This is a genomic window from Actinoplanes sp. SE50/110, from assembly GCF_900119315.1.
Lineage (GTDB): Bacteria > Actinomycetota > Actinomycetes > Mycobacteriales > Micromonosporaceae > Actinoplanes.
Genome location: NZ_LT827010.1, coordinates 1,452,702 through 1,466,461 on the forward strand (window position 1 = coordinate 1,452,702; position 13,760 = coordinate 1,466,461).

Genomic DNA, 13,760 nt, shown 5'->3' on the forward strand with positions numbered 1-13,760 from the left:
CGACCGGTGGAAAGGCGGTCGGAGGCCGGCGTGGGCGGGGTGTGCCGGATCTGCGGCTGGGTGGGTTCATGGCGGGGGTCTGGCTGGCGGCGCTGGGGGCGTTGCATCTGCCGGCGCGGGGTGGGTTGCTCGTCGGCGGGGTGGCGCTGCTGGTGGCCGGGACCTGCGCGCTGGCCGGGGCGATCTGGTGGACGGAGGCGGGAGGGCGGGCACCGGGGAGGGGGAGAGCGGAGATCGGCCCTGCGCTCGGTTGGATCGTGATCGCCCTCGCGCTGGGCGCCGGCTGCGGGGCCGTGGCGACCGCGGCCCGGCTCAGTGTGCGGGAGGCGCGCCCGCTGGCCGGCCTGATCGCGTCCGGCGAGCCGGTCGAGGTGCGGGCGGTGGTCCGGGACGACCCGCGGGCGTTGCGTGGGGCGGCGGGACCACCGACGTATCTGCTGGCCGTCGATCTGGAAACGGTCCGTGTCGTCGGGAGCGGGATGACGATGCGGCTGTCCGCGCGGGCGCTGGTGCTGGGCAGCGATCCGGGGTGGCGGGGCCTGCTGCCCGGGCAGGAGGTGACCGCGGCCGGGAAACTGCTGCCGCCCCGGCCCGGTGATCTGCGGGCGGCGGTCGTCGCGGTGCGCCGAGCACCGCGCCTGATCGGTGAGCCGTCGTGGGCGCAGCGGGCCGCGGGCGTGCTCCGGGCCGGGCTGCAGCGGGCCTGCGCGCCGCTTCCGGCCGACTCCGGCGGTCTGCTGCCCGGCCTGGTCGTCGGTGACACCAGCCGGCTCGACCCGGGGCTCGAAACCGACTTCCAGACAGCCGGCATGACGCACCTCACCGCCGTCTCCGGTGCCAATGTCGCGATGATCCTGGGGGTGGTGCTTTTCGCGGTACGCCGTACCCGGGCGGGACCGGTGCTCTGCGCAGCCGTGTGCGGGGTGGCGCTGGCCGGCTTCGTGATTCTGGCGCGGCCGTCGCCGAGTGTGGTGCGTGCCGCCGCGATGGGCGCGATCGGGCTGCTCGGGCTCGCCTCCGGCCGGCCCCGGGTGGCGGTGCCCGCGCTGGCCGCGGCGGTCGCGGTGCTGCTGCTGGCCGATCCGGAGCTCGCCGCGGATCCCGGGTTCACGCTGTCCGTGCTGGCCACCGGAGGTCTGCTGCTGCTCGCGCCGGCCTGGCGGGAGGCGCTGCGGGCCCGGGGCTGGCCGGCCGGCGCCGCCGAAGCCCTGGCCGTCCCGGCGGCCGCCCAGGTGGCCTGCGGTCCGGTGATCGCCGGGCTGTCCGGGACGGTCAGCCTGGTCGCGGTGCCGGCGAACCTGATGGTGGTGCCCGCCATCGCCCCGGCCACGCTGCTCGGGGTGGCCGCGGCGCTGCTGTCGCCGGTGTGGCCGGCCGGCGCCGGGTTCGCCGCCTGGCTCGCGCACTGGCCGGCCGAGTGGCTGGTGCTGGTCGCCCGGACCGGGGCGCGGGTGCCGGCCGGCGCACTGCCCTGGCCGGCCGGGGTGCCGGGGGCGTTGCTGCTGGCCGGGCTCACGGTGGCGTTCCTGATCGCGGCGCGGCGGGCCGTGGTCCGGAGGCTGGCCGCCGTGGTCGCGGCGTGCGCGGTGCTCGGCGCGTTGCCGGTCCGCCTGCTCGCCCCCGGCTGGCCGCCACCGCACTGGCTGGTCGTGGCCTGTTCGGTCGGGCAGGGCGACGCCGTGGTGCTGCCGGCCGGCACGGGCCGGGCGGTGGTGGTCGACGCCGGGCCCGACCCGGATCCGGTCGACCGCTGCCTGCGCCGGCTGGGGGTCCGGCAGGTGGCGCTCTTCGTGGTCAGTCACTATCACGCGGATCACGTCGGCGGGGTGGACGGGGTGTTCCGCGGGCGGGCGGTGGCAGCGGTGGTGGCGCCGGACTGGCCGGAGCCGGCGGGTGGGCGGCGGCAGGTCGCGGAGGCGGCGCGGGCGGGCGGAACGCCGGTGCTGACGGTCGGACCCGGTTGGGCGTACGAGGTGGGCGGCGTGCGGCTGGTCGCGCTCGGGCCGGTGGAGCCGTTGCGCGGGACGAACTCCGATCCGAACAACAACTCGCTGGTGCTGCGGGCGACCCTGGGCGGCCGGACCGTGCTGCTCCCCGGGGACGCCGAGACCGAGGAGCAGAACGACCTGGTGGCGCGGGTGGGCGCGGCCGGACTGCGGGCGGACGTGCTCAAGGTGGCGCATCACGGGAGTGCGCTGCAGTCACCGGAGCTGCTGACGGCGGTCGATCCGGCGGTGGCGCTGGTGTCGGTGGGGGTGGGCAACGACTACGGGCACCCGAATCTGTCGCTGCTGGCGCGGCTGGCCCGGGACGGGGCGCGGGTGATGCGTACGGACGAATCGGGGGACCTTGCGGTGGTCACGCAGGTTGGTGGGCTTGCGGTCACGGCGCGTGGGGTGAACGACAGGTAGGCGGGGTCGTGGCGGCTCGGGGGAACCGCGCGGATCCTGGGCGACATGCCGGTTTAAAGTGCATTTTTGCGTACGCACGACAGGGGGTCGACCCTACTGTGAATCTTCCGTGAGATTCCTGGCGGTGCAGGTCAGAGCATGCGAAGCATGCCGGTGTGCCGATATGTCTGTTTCGCGTTCAGTGATCGGATCGCCTGCGCTGAAGAGTGAGCCTCGCCGGACTGTCGGTGGGACGTGCGACGATGTCCGACGTGAACGCCGCGCCACCACCCTCGTTGCTGCTCGTCCAAGGCGATGAGGAGCTACTCGCCGCCCGTGCCGTCGCCGCGGCGGTGGCGGAGGCGCGCGTCGCCGAGCCGGGCGCGGACGTCCGGGAGTATGAGGCCGGCCAGCTCAGCCCCGGTGAGATCGCCGAGATGCTGAGCCCCTCGCTGTTCGGCGGGCGCCGCGTGCTGGTCCTGCGCAACGGTCAGGACGCGCGGAAGGAGCTGGCCGCCGCGCTGCTGGCCTATGCGAAGAATCCGGATCCCGACGTCACCCTGATCGTGACGCATCCCGGCGCGGCCAAAGGCAAGGCGTTCGCCGACGGGCTGCAGAAAGCCGGCGCCACCGTCGTGCCGGCGATGAAGCTGAAAAACGACCGGGAACGGATCGCGTTCGTCCGCGACGAGTTCCGCCGGGCCGGCGGCCGGTGCGACGAGGCTGCCGCGTCGGCCCTGCTGGCCTCGGTCGGCAACGATCTGCGGGAGATCGCCGCGGCCTGCTCGCAGCTGCTCGCCGACACCGACGGCAAGGTCACCGAGGCGGTCGTCGCGCGGTACTACAAAGGCCGGGCCGAGGTCAGCGGGTTCACGGTGGCCGACGCGGCGATGATCGGCGATCTGCCCGGCGCCCTCGAAGCGCTGCGCTGGGCGCTGCACGTCGGGGTCGACCCGGTGCCCATCGCGGACGCGCTGGCCGACGGCGTCCGCACCGTGGCCCGGGTCGCCTCAGCCGGCAAAGGCAACCCCTACCAGCTGGCCAGCACGCTCGGCATGCCGGCGTGGAAGATTCAGCGGGCCCAGGAACGCAGCCGCGGCTGGACCCCGGACGGCCTGGTCGACGCGATGCGCGCCGCCGCCGACTGCAACGCGGCCGTCAAGGGCGGCGCCGAGGACCGCGGCTACGCACTGGAACAGGCGATCTTCGCGGTGGCCGCCGCCCGCCGGGGCGAGGCCGTCCGATGACCCGTACCGTCCGTTCCCGGCGGACCGGGGCGGCGCACCAGCCGCTCTACGCCCGGATGCTGGGTCTGCGCCACCTCAGCCCCGGCGGCCTGCTCTGCTTCGTGTTCCTCGAAGGCGCGATCGCGCTCGGTGTACTGCTCGCGCTGGCCGAACTGGTCAGCTGGTGGGGTGTGCTGGTGCTGCCGATGGTGGTGGCGGCGATGGTCAAGTTCAACGATGTGGTGGCCGGCTGGTTGTCCCCGCCCGCATCGGCCGCCGAGCCGGTGGCGGCGCGGGCCGCGGTTCAGCGTGCGGAACGCCACACCCATCGGCCGCAGACCGCCGGGCATGCGCCGGAATGGCCGCCGGTCCGGGTCCGGACCCCGGTGGCGCCGCCGCCGGTGGACGCCCGGCCGACCGGGGTGGTCTGGTTTCCGCCGGAGAACGGGTACGGGCGTCGGCCTGTCGGAGCTCCGCCCGCCGGGCCGGGCGTCAACTCCGGGGGCGGCCCGGGCTCCGCTCCGTGGAACGGTCCGGGTGGCGGTTCGGGCTCCGCTCCGTGGAACGGTCCGGGTGGCGGTTCGGGTCCCGGGTCTTGGAACGGTCCGGACGGTGGTTCGGATGCCGGGAGGTGGAACGGGCCGAGCGCTGACCCGGGGGCTGGTTCCTCGTCCGGGCGCAATGCCTCGTCCGCGGGTGCTCCGCACGCCGGTCGGCATGGGCCGGCCGGCCCGTTCGCGCCGCGCGGCCAGGGTGGTCCGGGAGAACCGGTTCTGGCGCCGGGGTCGGGGCGGCCCGGGGCGGTCGGTTCCGCGATCTCGGACGGGGGTGCGGCGGGATACGGAGCCGGAGTCCCGGACGGGCGCTTCGCGGAGGGCGGACACGGCCGGCACGGAGGCCCGGCGGTCAACACCGCGCCGGTGCGGCGCGCGCGGACCGACGATGTCGGCGTCCGTCAGCAGATGGCCCGGCAGTCAGCGGTACGCCGGTACGAATAGACAGATGTTGCAGAGCCCCGCACGGCACTGTCGTGCGGGGCTCTGTCATGTCGCTGCGGAGCCTCGGACGACCGTGTCACGGCAGGGCCTGCCGTATCGCTATGTAGTCGCTCACGGCATGGTGTGCGGGGGTTCGTCATCTCGCTGCGACGCCCCGCACGGGTGTCGTGCGGTATCGGGGCGAGGCACTGAGCCGCTGAGCGCGGTGGCGCCGAGGTGGCCGCCAGGCGGGCATCCGGAGACGTTGCTGAGCCCGAACCCGGGGGTCGACCCTGAGGAGGGCGGGGCTGGCGGGACATGACCGTACGCGGGAAAAGCGAACCGGGCACCGCGGGGACCGTGAGGGTCCCGCGATGCCCGGGTTTCGTCTTCTGCCCGCCCGCCGGCGGGCGGAGCCAGCGGTCGCATCCGTGCGACCGCCGATCTGATCAAAGGATCAGGCGGACAGCGAGGCGATCTTCTTGGCGATGGCCGACTTGCGGTTGGCCGCCTGGTTCTTGTGGATGACGCCCTTGCTGACAGCCTTGTCGAGCTGACGCGAGGCGTCACGCAGCAGAGTGGTCGCCGTCTCGACGTTGCCCGCGTCGCTCGCCTCGTGGAGCTTGCGGATCACGGTCTTCAGCGAAGACTTGACCGACTTGTTGCGCAGACGGGCCTTCTCGTTCTGCCGGTTGCGCTTGATCTGGGACTTGATGTTCGCCACGCGACAGCCTTGTCCTGACTAGAGCGGAAAATGGTCTCAACGAGTGGTCACCGCGCGGCCGTCTCACCCGGCGAAGCCGGTGCAGAAAACAACAGCGTGTCACCACACGCGAAGAAACAGATTACCAGGACGCCTCCGAGCCGCCAAAACGACTCCGTCCCGGGCCGCCCCGAGCCCGCTAACCGGCGCTGTCCCGCGGCGCCCGCGCCCCCGCGTGCCGTCCCACGTCTACTCGCCATGCCCACGTTCGCCCGCACTGCCCATGCTGCCCGCACTGCCCATGCTGCCCGCAGTGCCCATGCTGCCCGCAGTGCCCATGCTGCCCGCAGTGCCCATGCTGCCCGCAGTGCCCATGCTGCCCGCAGTGCCCATGCTGCCCGCACTGCTTCGTGCCGGCGCAGGCCTTCCGTGCGTGGGCGGGCTCGGCACTGTGGCCTTTCGCACTGTGGGCTTTCGCCATGCGGCCGGCGGCGTGGACCTCCGGGCGTGCCGGCTGTTCGCGGGTGAGCGGCTCACTGCGGTCGGGTCGCGTGCCGGGTCGTCGGCCTGCGCGGCGGTGACCAGGGCGTGGACATCCAGGACGTGCCGGCTGCGCAGGGAGCGAGCGGCGCACTCCGGCCGCTGCCGTGGTCGTGGTCACAGTGCGGTGGTCAGCGGCGAAGCCAGCCGCGCTTCTCCGGGGCGGGCCGCCCCGGAGTGCTGGGCGGGGTGGCGGACCAGCCGCGGCGTTCGGCGAGCCAGGCGAGCGCGGCCCGGCCACTGAACCGCTGGTGCTGGCGGCTGTGCGGGGAGGCGCTGCTCGGCCCGCCGCCGGCCCGGACCAGCCAGTATCCGGCGAGGGCGGCCAGCGCCCCGTCCACCCCGTCGTCCGGGGCGCCCCAGGCGCGCAGCACCGCATCCGTGTCCGCGCCGCTGGCGTAGGCGCTGACCAGCAACGTCACCGTGTCGAACCAGGGTGCGCCGAGGCACGGCCAGGTCCAGTCGCAGAGCCAGGCCCGGCCGTCCCGGTCGATCAGCACGTTGTCCAGGCGCAGGTCGCCGTGCAGCAGGTGGTCGCCCGCGGCCAGGTCGGGCAGGGCGCGTTCGAGCCTGGCGAGGTCCGCTAGGCGGGCCGGCGCGATGGTGTCGCGGGCCGGCTCCGGCATCGGCTCCCGGCGTTTCGCGATCAGCGACCACCAGGACATCTCGTCGCGCAGAATGTCCGGCAGGCGGGGCAGGCCGACGGCGAGCAGGGCCGGGGACGGGTAGGCCAAAGCGGTCGCCGCGGCCGACCAGGTGCGCAGTGCGGCGTCCAGGTCCGGCCGGGTCCAGGGCAGCTCCGGGATCCGGCCGTCGACCGCCTCCAGGCACAGCACGAACCAGTCAGAAACGGTCAGCATCGCGATCGGGCGGGCCGCGGTGACCTCCGGCGGGAGGGCGGACGTGACGGCGGCCTCCCGGGCGTACCACTGCGAAGTGGGCTCGCTCAACGGCGCTGCCTTGACGAAAGCGCCGGTCCCGGCCTCGGTGTCGAGCACGGCGGCGAAGGCACGGGTGAAACCGCCGCCTGCGCTGCGCGCGGCGACGATCGGCGAGCCGAGGCGCTCGGTGATCGCTTCCCGCACGGTCTCCGGCAGTTCATGCCATTGCGGGCGTACGGCGGTAGCGCTGTACGGAACGTCGGGCAGAGTGATCGGCCGCATGGCTTCATCCTGCCCCGCCGGTCGCCGCCGAAAATGTCGGAGGGCACTGGCAGGATCCGTGGCATGCGAACCGACGATTTCTGGGCGGTCATCGACCGCGCGACCACCGATCGGCCGGCGTCCCCCGCCGTGGTGGCCGAGCGTGCCGTCGCCGAGCTGGCCACGCACGATCCGGAGGAGATCGTCGCCTGGGGGCGTCACCTCGACAAGGTGATGGCCGCCTCCGGCACGGAGGATCTCTGGGCCGCGGCCTATCTGATCAACAGCGGGGCCGACGAGGCCGGGTTCGACGCGTTCCGGGGCTGGCTGATCGCCCACGGGCGCAAGGCGGTCGCCGCCGCCGTGCAGCGTCCCGACGTGCTGGCCAACGTCGAGGTGATCAAGGCCGCCGCGGATTCCGGCGCGGTCTTCGAGGCCGAGGAGGTGCTCGGCATCGCGGCCCGGGCCTATGAGCAGGCCACCGGGGAGCCGTTGCCGGCCGAGGAGCGGCCCCGGATCCGTCCCGCGGTCGACGACCTGTGGGACTTCGACAACGAGGACGAGATGCGCCGCCGTCTGCCGAAGCTGTCGGCGCTGTTCCTGGAGCCACCGGACTGAGGGCGGGAGTCGCCGGGATCGCCGCCTGGAGTCGCCCCTGACCGTGGACGGGTCCCGCCCCGGATCAGGGGGCTGGCGTCGCCAGCCGGGAAACGGGGTCGAGCGGGGAGGGGGTGATTAGCCAGACTCAGGGCATGAGTGGTGATTCAGCGACAGTTGCCGCGGTCAGCCGGAACGATGCCTACACGTTCACGAAGCCGAACCGGGACGAGATCGTCCTGGTCGAGGGCTGGGGCGTGGAGGGGGACATCCACGCCGGGGTCAACGTGCGGCATCGGAGCCGGGTGGCGGCCGATCCGAGCCAGCCGAACCTGCGCCAGGTCCACCTGATCCAGGCCGAGCTGTTCGACGAGGTGGCGGGGAAGGGTTTCGACGTGCCGGCCGGCGGCATCGGCGAGAACGTGACGACCCGCGGGATCGACCTGCTCGCCCTGCCGCGCGGCACGATCCTGCGCTTCGGCCCGGCGCCGGCGGGCGCGCCCGCGCCCGGAAGCGGGCGCGAGGACGGCGGCGCGGCCCCGGCTGTCGCCTATGGCGGCGCGGCTGGTGGCGGCGCTGCGACTGGCGGCGGCGCGGCTGGTGGTGGCACTGCGACTGGCGGTGGCGCGGCTGGTGGTGGCACTGCGACTGGCGGTGGCGCGGCTGGCGGTGGCGCGGCCGGTGGTGGCGCGGCCGGGGAGGGCGGCGGCGTCGGGTCGGGCGGGCCGGTGGCGGCTGTTCTGGCGGCGGCCGAGGCGGCGACGCTGGACGAGGCCACCGCGCGGGCCGTGGAGGCGGTGGCCGCGGCGCTGCGGCGGGATCGCGAGCACGACGGTGCGGATCCGCGGGCGGCGATCGTCGTGGCCGGGCTGCGGAATCCGTGTGCGCAGATCGACCGGTTCCGGAGCGGGCTGCTCAAGCAGGTCCTCGGCCGGGACGACGCCGGGAACGTGGTCCGCCGGGCCGGGGTGATGGCCGTGGTGCTGCGTGGTGGGGTGATCCGGCCCGGGGATCCGGTTGTGGCCGAGCCTCCGCCGGGAGTCACCGGCCCGCTCGAACGGGTGTGATCGGACCTGCCCGGCCGGGCGTGGGACGATAGGGAGCGCCGGTCTGCGGGCCGGCGCTCGCGGAGCCCACGGAGGCCCGCCTGACGACACCCGCTTGAAGAGAACGGACGACCGTGCCTGGACCGCTCGACCCCGGCGTGAACGTGATCGGATCGACCGATCCCAGCCGCATCCGCAACTTCTGCATCATCGCCCACATCGACCACGGGAAGTCGACGCTGGCCGACCGGATGCTGCAGATCACCGGGGTGGTCGACCCACGTCAGATGCGCGCCCAGTACCTGGACCGGATGGACATCGAGCGCGAACGCGGCATCACCATCAAGTCGCAGGCCGTGCGGATGCCCTGGACGGTCCGGGCCGGGGACAAGCAGGGCGAGACCGCCGTCCTCAACATGATCGACACTCCGGGTCACGTGGACTTCACCTACGAGGTCTCGCGCAGCCTGGCCGCCTGTGAGGGCGCCGTTCTGCTGGTCGACGCCGCGCAGGGGATCGAGGCGCAGACCCTCGCCAACCTGTATCTGGCGATGGAGAACGACCTGCACATCATCCCGGTGCTCAACAAGATCGACCTGCCGGCCGCGCAGCCGGAGAAGTATGCCGAGGAGCTGGCGAAGCTGATCGGCGTGGAGCCCGGCGACGTGTTGCGCGTCTCCGGCAAGACCGGAGTGGGCGTGGACCATCTGCTGGACGAGATCGTCCGGCAGTTCCAGGCCCCGGTCGGTGACGCGACCGCGCCGGCCCGCGCGATGATCTTCGACTCGGTCTACGACGTCTATCGCGGCGTGGTGACCTACGTCCGGGTGATCGACGGGCGGATCGAGGCCCGCGACCGGATCAAGATGATGTCCACCGGCGCCGTGCACGAGCTGCTCGAGATCGGCGTGGTCTCGCCGGAGATGGAGAAGGCCGGCGCCCTCGGGGTCGGCGAGGTGGGTTACCTGATCACCGGTGTGAAGGATGTCCGCCAGTCCCGGGTCGGCGACACGGTGACCGGCAACAACCGGCCGGCCAAGGACGCTCTGGGCGGCTACAAGGACCCGAAGCCGATGGTCTACTCGGGTCTCTACCCGATCGACGGCTCCGACTACCCGGCGCTGCGTGACGCACTCGACAAGCTCAAGCTCAACGACGCCGCGCTCACCTACGAGCCGGAGACGTCGGCCGCGCTCGGCTTCGGGTTCCGGGTCGGCTACCTGGGCCTGCTGCACCTGGAGATCATCGGGGAGCGCCTGGAGCGCGAGTTCGGCCTGGATCTGATCTCCACCGCGCCGAACGTGGTCTACCAGGTGGTCACCGAGGACGCGAAGGAGCAGACGGTCACCAACCCGAGCGAGTTCCCGGCCGGCAAGATCGCCGAGATCCACGAGCCGGTGGTGCGCGCCACGGTCCTGGTGCCCAACGAGTACGTCGGGGCCGTCATGGAGCTCTGCCAGAGCCGTCGTGGCGCCCTGCTCGGCATGGAGTACCTGTCCTCCGAACGTGTGGAGCTGCGGTACACCCTGCCGCTCGCCGAGATCATCTTCGACTTCTTCGACCAGTTGAAGAGCAAGACCAAGGGCTACGCCTCGCTCGACTACGAGCCGTCCGGTGAGCAGGTGGCCGACCTGGTCAAGGTCGACATCCTGTTGCACGGTGAGCCGGTCGACGCGTTCAGCGCCATCGTGCACAAGGACAAGGCGTACAGCTACGGCACGACGATCGCGGCCAAGCTGCAGAAACTCATCCCGCGCCAGCAGTTCGAGGTGCCGATCCAGGCGGCCATCGGCTCCCGGATCATCGCCCGCGAGACGATCCGGGCGATCCGCAAGGACGTGCTCGCGAAGTGCTACGGCGGTGACATCAGCCGTAAGCGCAAGCTGCTGGAGAAGCAGAAGGAAGGCAAGAAGCGGATGAAGATGGTGGGCCGGGTCGAGGTGCCGCAGGAGGCCTTCATCGCCGCCCTTTCCACCACCGAGGCGGCTGATCCAAAAGGGACCAAAAAATAGGCGGTTTGAGTTTTCTCGGGGTCGGGAACTCTGGGGCTCGACGGACGCAACCGAACAAGCTTCACCCCCGAGGAGGAACCAAATGACCGTCACCGGCATCATCACCGCCCTTATCGTCGGTCTGATCATCGGTGCTCTGGGTCGCCTGGTCGTACCCGGCAAGCAGAACATCCCGATCTGGCTGACCATGGTCATCGGTGTGGTCGCGGCGCTGCTGGGCACCGTGCTGGCCCGGGCCTTCGGTGTCGCCGACACCAAGGGCTTCGACTGGATCGAGTTCTTCTTCCAGGTCGTGCTGGCCGCGGTCGGTGTCGCCCTCACCGTGGGTATCACCGGTCGCCGTGGCCTGACCCGATAACATCGGCCGCGCATCAACTGAGAAACGCCGCACCCCGCTCGGGGCGCGGCGTTTCTCTGCGATCAGAAGCGGATTGCGGCGTACGCCTGAATCGGCTTTCAATAACGGAAACGTTGCCGTGCGGATCGGCGATTGACCCAGGCCGGGAGGTCGCCCCCGGGCTCGGCGTACGGATGGCGTTCGACCGGGTCGTGATTGCCGGTGATGTCCCGCAGGGTCAGCACCAGCCCCTGGACCAGCCGGTCGTCGCGCAGATCCCGGTAGGTCAGCTCGACCAGCACCTGACTCTGGTCGTCGCGCTGCAACGCGCAGTGGATCGTGCCGTCGCCCTGCGACCGCAGCTCGCCGCGCACCCGGGCCCGGTCGCACGGGTGGATCAGCTCGTCCAGGGTGGCCAGCGGGGGCAGCTCGTCCTGCCCGAGCAGGTGGCGCAGCGCCGGGCTCGCGTACCGGATCCGCTGGTCGGCGTCGATCACCGCCATCAGGTCGGCGGTGTTGCGGATCACCGCGCGCAGGTAGAGGTCACTGTCCCGGCGGCCGACCGCCTCGACCAGGGTGATCCGGTCCAGGGCCAGCGCGGCCTGCCCGGCCAGCACTTCCAGCGCGTCGCGGCCGGCGATGAGGTCCTCCCGCCGGCCGGTGAGGACCAGCGCGCCGCCGCTGGGCCGGGCCACGTCGAGAGGTTCCAGCCGCAGCGGGCAGACCAGGGTCCGGTCGTCGGGGTCGGCGGCCGGCAGCCACCAGCCGCGGTCCGCGGGGCCGGCGGTCGGTTCGGCGCGGCCGGATGGGCCGGTGGCCGGTTCGGCGCCGCCGATCGGCAGCTCGGTGGGGCCGAGTTCGTCGGCGAGCGAGACCCGGCGTATCGCGGCCGGGGGCAGCAGCTGGATCACCGCGGCCCGCACCGCGGCGTCGACGGCCGGCCGGTCGGCGGCCGCGACCAGGGCCGCGGTCGCGGTGCGCAGCGCGTGTTCCCGGCTGAGCGCCTGGCTGTTCTGCCGGATCGAGTCGGCCAGTCGGGTGATCGTGAGCAGCAGGGTGAGCGCCCCGGTGATCGCGATCACCAGGCCGTCCTTCACCTCCCCGTGCAGCGCCTCGATCAGCAGCACGGCCGGCGGGGTGCAGGCGGACAGGGTGAGCAGCACCGACCACCGGAATCGCCACGGGCTGTGCCGGGGCGGGGCCGGCTCGGTCAGCCGGACCATCGACGGGTGCAGCGCGGCCAGGCCCCAGCAGAGGTAGAGCACCACGTACGCCGACTCGGTGAGCGGGCCGCGGGCCAGCGGATAGCCGATGTCGCCGGCGAGCATCCCGGCCGCGCCGGCGAGCAGCAGCCAGGCCGCGGCGTTGCGCCGGTCGGCGCCGACCAGCCGGCCGGCGACCCCGGTCAGCAGCAGGTCGCCGATCACGTCGGGGGCCGAGACGGTGTCCAGCCGGCCGTCCACGCCGATCATGAAGACCCAGGCCACCAGCAGGGTCGAGCAGGCCAGCGCGAGCAGGTCGATCAGCCGGGCCCGGTCGCCGAGCAGCGCGCCGCCGCGGGTGAACTGCAGCAGGCAGAGGGCGGTCAGGCCGAACATCACCAGGTAGAAGATGTCGGCCGTGCCCATCTGTCGATACGAGTAACAGACATCACCCGCCGCGAGCACGGCGACCGAGCCGGCGAGCAGCCACCAGGGGGCCTTCCGCGCCGGTCGATGACGGCGCACCCCGTGGATGATCGCGCCGACGCCACCCGCTCCGAGCAGGATCCATTCGAGCGCTCCCCAGAACACGCCCTACTTAGTACCAGGGGTGGTTGCGGACTGTCCATGTCGATGTATACGCAGCGCAATCCAGGTCGGAGCCTCCACGCACACGAGCGGTCACCGAAAGTTGCGGAGCGTGGTGTCAGTTGAAGACTTCGGCGACGACCCGGCCGTCGTCACGGGCCGCGGCCGTGGTTACTTGCTGCCACTTTCCGTCCGGGGCGTGCCACTCCAGGTCACCGAAACGTACCCGTTCGAGTCCGGTCGCGGAGGCGTGCGAGACCAGCCAGTGCGCGTATCGCCAGCCGGATTTCGGGTTGCTGACCGACAGGGTCAGGCCGGCTGCCTCCTCGCTGGCGGCGTCCAGCGTCCGGCCCCAGTCGAGTTTGAGGCCGGCCATCAGGGCGGCCGCCGCGGCCGCGCCGCGCAGCACCGGGGTGCCGGGCACCGTGCAGGCCACCGCGCCGGTGGCCCGGCCGAGCAGCGCGCGGGTCAGCACCCGGGACTCGTCGGCCCACTTCTCGTACGCGTTCGGGTAGGCCGAGCGCTGCACCTTCTGCGCCGCGTCGGTGACCCGCATCTGCTCGTAGCCCTTCACCTTCTTCAGGGCGGTGTAGAACCTGCCGGCCGCGTACCGGGGATCCTTGATCTGCTCGATGGTGCCCCAGCCCTGGCTGGGCCGCTGCTGGAACAGGCCGACCGAGTCGCGGTCGCCCTCGTCGAGATTTTCCAGCTTGGACTCCTGCAGGGCGGTGGCGAGGGCGACCACCACCGCCTGCTCGGGCATCTGCTTGCGGACGCCGACCGCGGCGATGGTGGCCGCGTTGGCCATCTGCACCGAGTCGAGAGTGACCTCACCGTCGGCGCTGACCGTGCACTCCGGCCCGAGTCGCGGCAGTTTGATCACCCCGGGCGCCTGGTGCAGGACGATGACCACGCTGACCACGGCGATGAGGACGAGTGCGCCGACCACTCCGATGACCGCTTTCACCCACACCTCCTCGCTGTCGGACGCCCAGCCTAG

At 72.5% G+C, this 13,760-nt stretch carries 10 protein-coding genes and 1 pseudogene; 7 read left to right on the forward strand and 4 right to left on the reverse strand.

Annotation, left to right across the window (positions count from 1 at the left end; translation table 11 throughout):
- Nucleotides 1-68: 68 nt before the first annotated feature.
- The 3 genes and pseudogenes from ACSP50_RS06510 to ACSP50_RS06520 all read left to right on the forward strand — a co-directional run.
- Entirely contained in the window at nucleotides 69-2,411 is a 2,343-nt protein-coding gene (locus ACSP50_RS06510; RefSeq protein WP_014688361.1) for a ComEC/Rec2 family competence protein, read from the forward strand.
- Nucleotides 2,412-2,653: 242 nt separating this feature from the next.
- On the forward strand, nucleotides 2,654-3,637 hold the full coding sequence (holA, locus tag ACSP50_RS06515) for a DNA polymerase III subunit delta (protein WP_014688362.1): 984 nt from the start codon (nucleotides 2,654-2,656) through the stop codon (nucleotides 3,635-3,637).
- Nucleotides 3,634-3,954, forward strand: a pseudogene (locus tag ACSP50_RS06520) (hypothetical protein); the annotation flags it as partial. The gene holA and the pseudogene ACSP50_RS06520, both read left to right, overlap by 4 nt.
- A gap of 1,096 nt (nucleotides 3,955-5,050) precedes the next feature.
- Here the strand turns inward: ACSP50_RS06520 and rpsT are convergent.
- Nucleotides 5,051-5,317: a 30S ribosomal protein S20 gene (gene rpsT, locus ACSP50_RS06525; RefSeq protein ID WP_014688364.1), complete on the reverse strand. Its 267-nt coding sequence runs from the start codon at nucleotides 5,315-5,317 to the stop codon at nucleotides 5,051-5,053.
- Between the two features lie 650 nt (nucleotides 5,318-5,967).
- The gene (locus tag ACSP50_RS06535; protein WP_014688365.1) at nucleotides 5,968-6,999 is read right to left on the reverse strand and encodes a phosphotransferase; all 1,032 of its coding nucleotides are present in this window, start codon (nucleotides 6,997-6,999) and stop codon (nucleotides 5,968-5,970) included.
- Between the two features lie 63 nt (nucleotides 7,000-7,062).
- Between ACSP50_RS06535 and ACSP50_RS06540 the strand changes: the two genes are divergently transcribed.
- The 4 genes from ACSP50_RS06540 (at nucleotide 7,063) to ACSP50_RS06555 (ending at nucleotide 10,991) form a co-directional block, all read left to right on the forward strand.
- The gene (locus tag ACSP50_RS06540) at nucleotides 7,063-7,596 is read left to right on the forward strand and encodes a DUF4240 domain-containing protein (RefSeq protein WP_014688366.1); all 534 of its coding nucleotides are present in this window, start codon (nucleotides 7,063-7,065) and stop codon (nucleotides 7,594-7,596) included.
- A gap of 134 nt (nucleotides 7,597-7,730) precedes the next feature.
- A complete protein-coding gene (locus ACSP50_RS43315) occupies nucleotides 7,731-8,642 on the forward strand; it encodes an MOSC domain-containing protein (protein ID WP_043510940.1) in 912 nt (303 codons plus the stop codon).
- A 113-nt stretch (nucleotides 8,643-8,755) separates the two neighbouring features.
- Nucleotides 8,756-10,633, forward strand: coding sequence for a translation elongation factor 4 (lepA, locus tag ACSP50_RS06550; protein WP_014688368.1), 1,878 nt, complete (start codon nucleotides 8,756-8,758; stop codon nucleotides 10,631-10,633).
- Nucleotides 10,634-10,715: 82 nt separating this feature from the next.
- Nucleotides 10,716-10,991, forward strand: coding sequence for a GlsB/YeaQ/YmgE family stress response membrane protein (locus tag ACSP50_RS06555; protein WP_014688369.1), 276 nt, complete (start codon nucleotides 10,716-10,718; stop codon nucleotides 10,989-10,991).
- Nucleotides 10,992-11,089: 98 nt separating this feature from the next.
- On the opposite strand, the gene ACSP50_RS06560 is transcribed toward ACSP50_RS06555, so the two are convergent.
- Nucleotides 11,090-12,763 carry a PAS domain-containing protein gene (locus tag ACSP50_RS06560; RefSeq protein ID WP_014688370.1) on the reverse strand — a complete coding sequence of 558 codons (1,674 nt, stop codon included), beginning with the start codon at nucleotides 12,761-12,763 and terminating at the stop codon, nucleotides 11,090-11,092.
- A 115-nt stretch (nucleotides 12,764-12,878) separates the two neighbouring features.
- Complete coding sequence (locus ACSP50_RS06565) at nucleotides 12,879-13,727, reverse strand: hypothetical protein (protein WP_014688371.1); 849 nt, start codon at nucleotides 13,725-13,727, stop codon at nucleotides 12,879-12,881.
- Between the last annotated feature and the right edge of the window lie 33 nt (nucleotides 13,728-13,760).

What these genes read in the sequence shown, in the direction of transcription:
- ACSP50_RS06535 (WP_014688365.1), bottom strand. Translation starts at nt 6,999, where the DNA reads ATGCGGCCGATCACTCTGCCCGACGTTCCGTACAGCGCTACCGCCGTA.
- ACSP50_RS06555 (WP_014688369.1), top strand. Translation starts at nt 10,716, where the DNA reads ATGACCGTCACCGGCATCATCACCGCCCTTATCGTCGGTCTGATCATC.
- ACSP50_RS43315 (WP_043510940.1), top strand. Translation starts at nt 7,731, where the DNA reads ATGAGTGGTGATTCAGCGACAGTTGCCGCGGTCAGCCGGAACGATGCC.
- holA (WP_014688362.1), top strand. Translation starts at nt 2,654, where the DNA reads ATGTCCGACGTGAACGCCGCGCCACCACCCTCGTTGCTGCTCGTCCAA.
- ACSP50_RS06540 (WP_014688366.1), top strand. Translation starts at nt 7,063, where the DNA reads ATGCGAACCGACGATTTCTGGGCGGTCATCGACCGCGCGACCACCGAT.
- ACSP50_RS06510 (WP_014688361.1), top strand. Translation starts at nt 69, where the DNA reads ATGGCGGGGGTCTGGCTGGCGGCGCTGGGGGCGTTGCATCTGCCGGCG.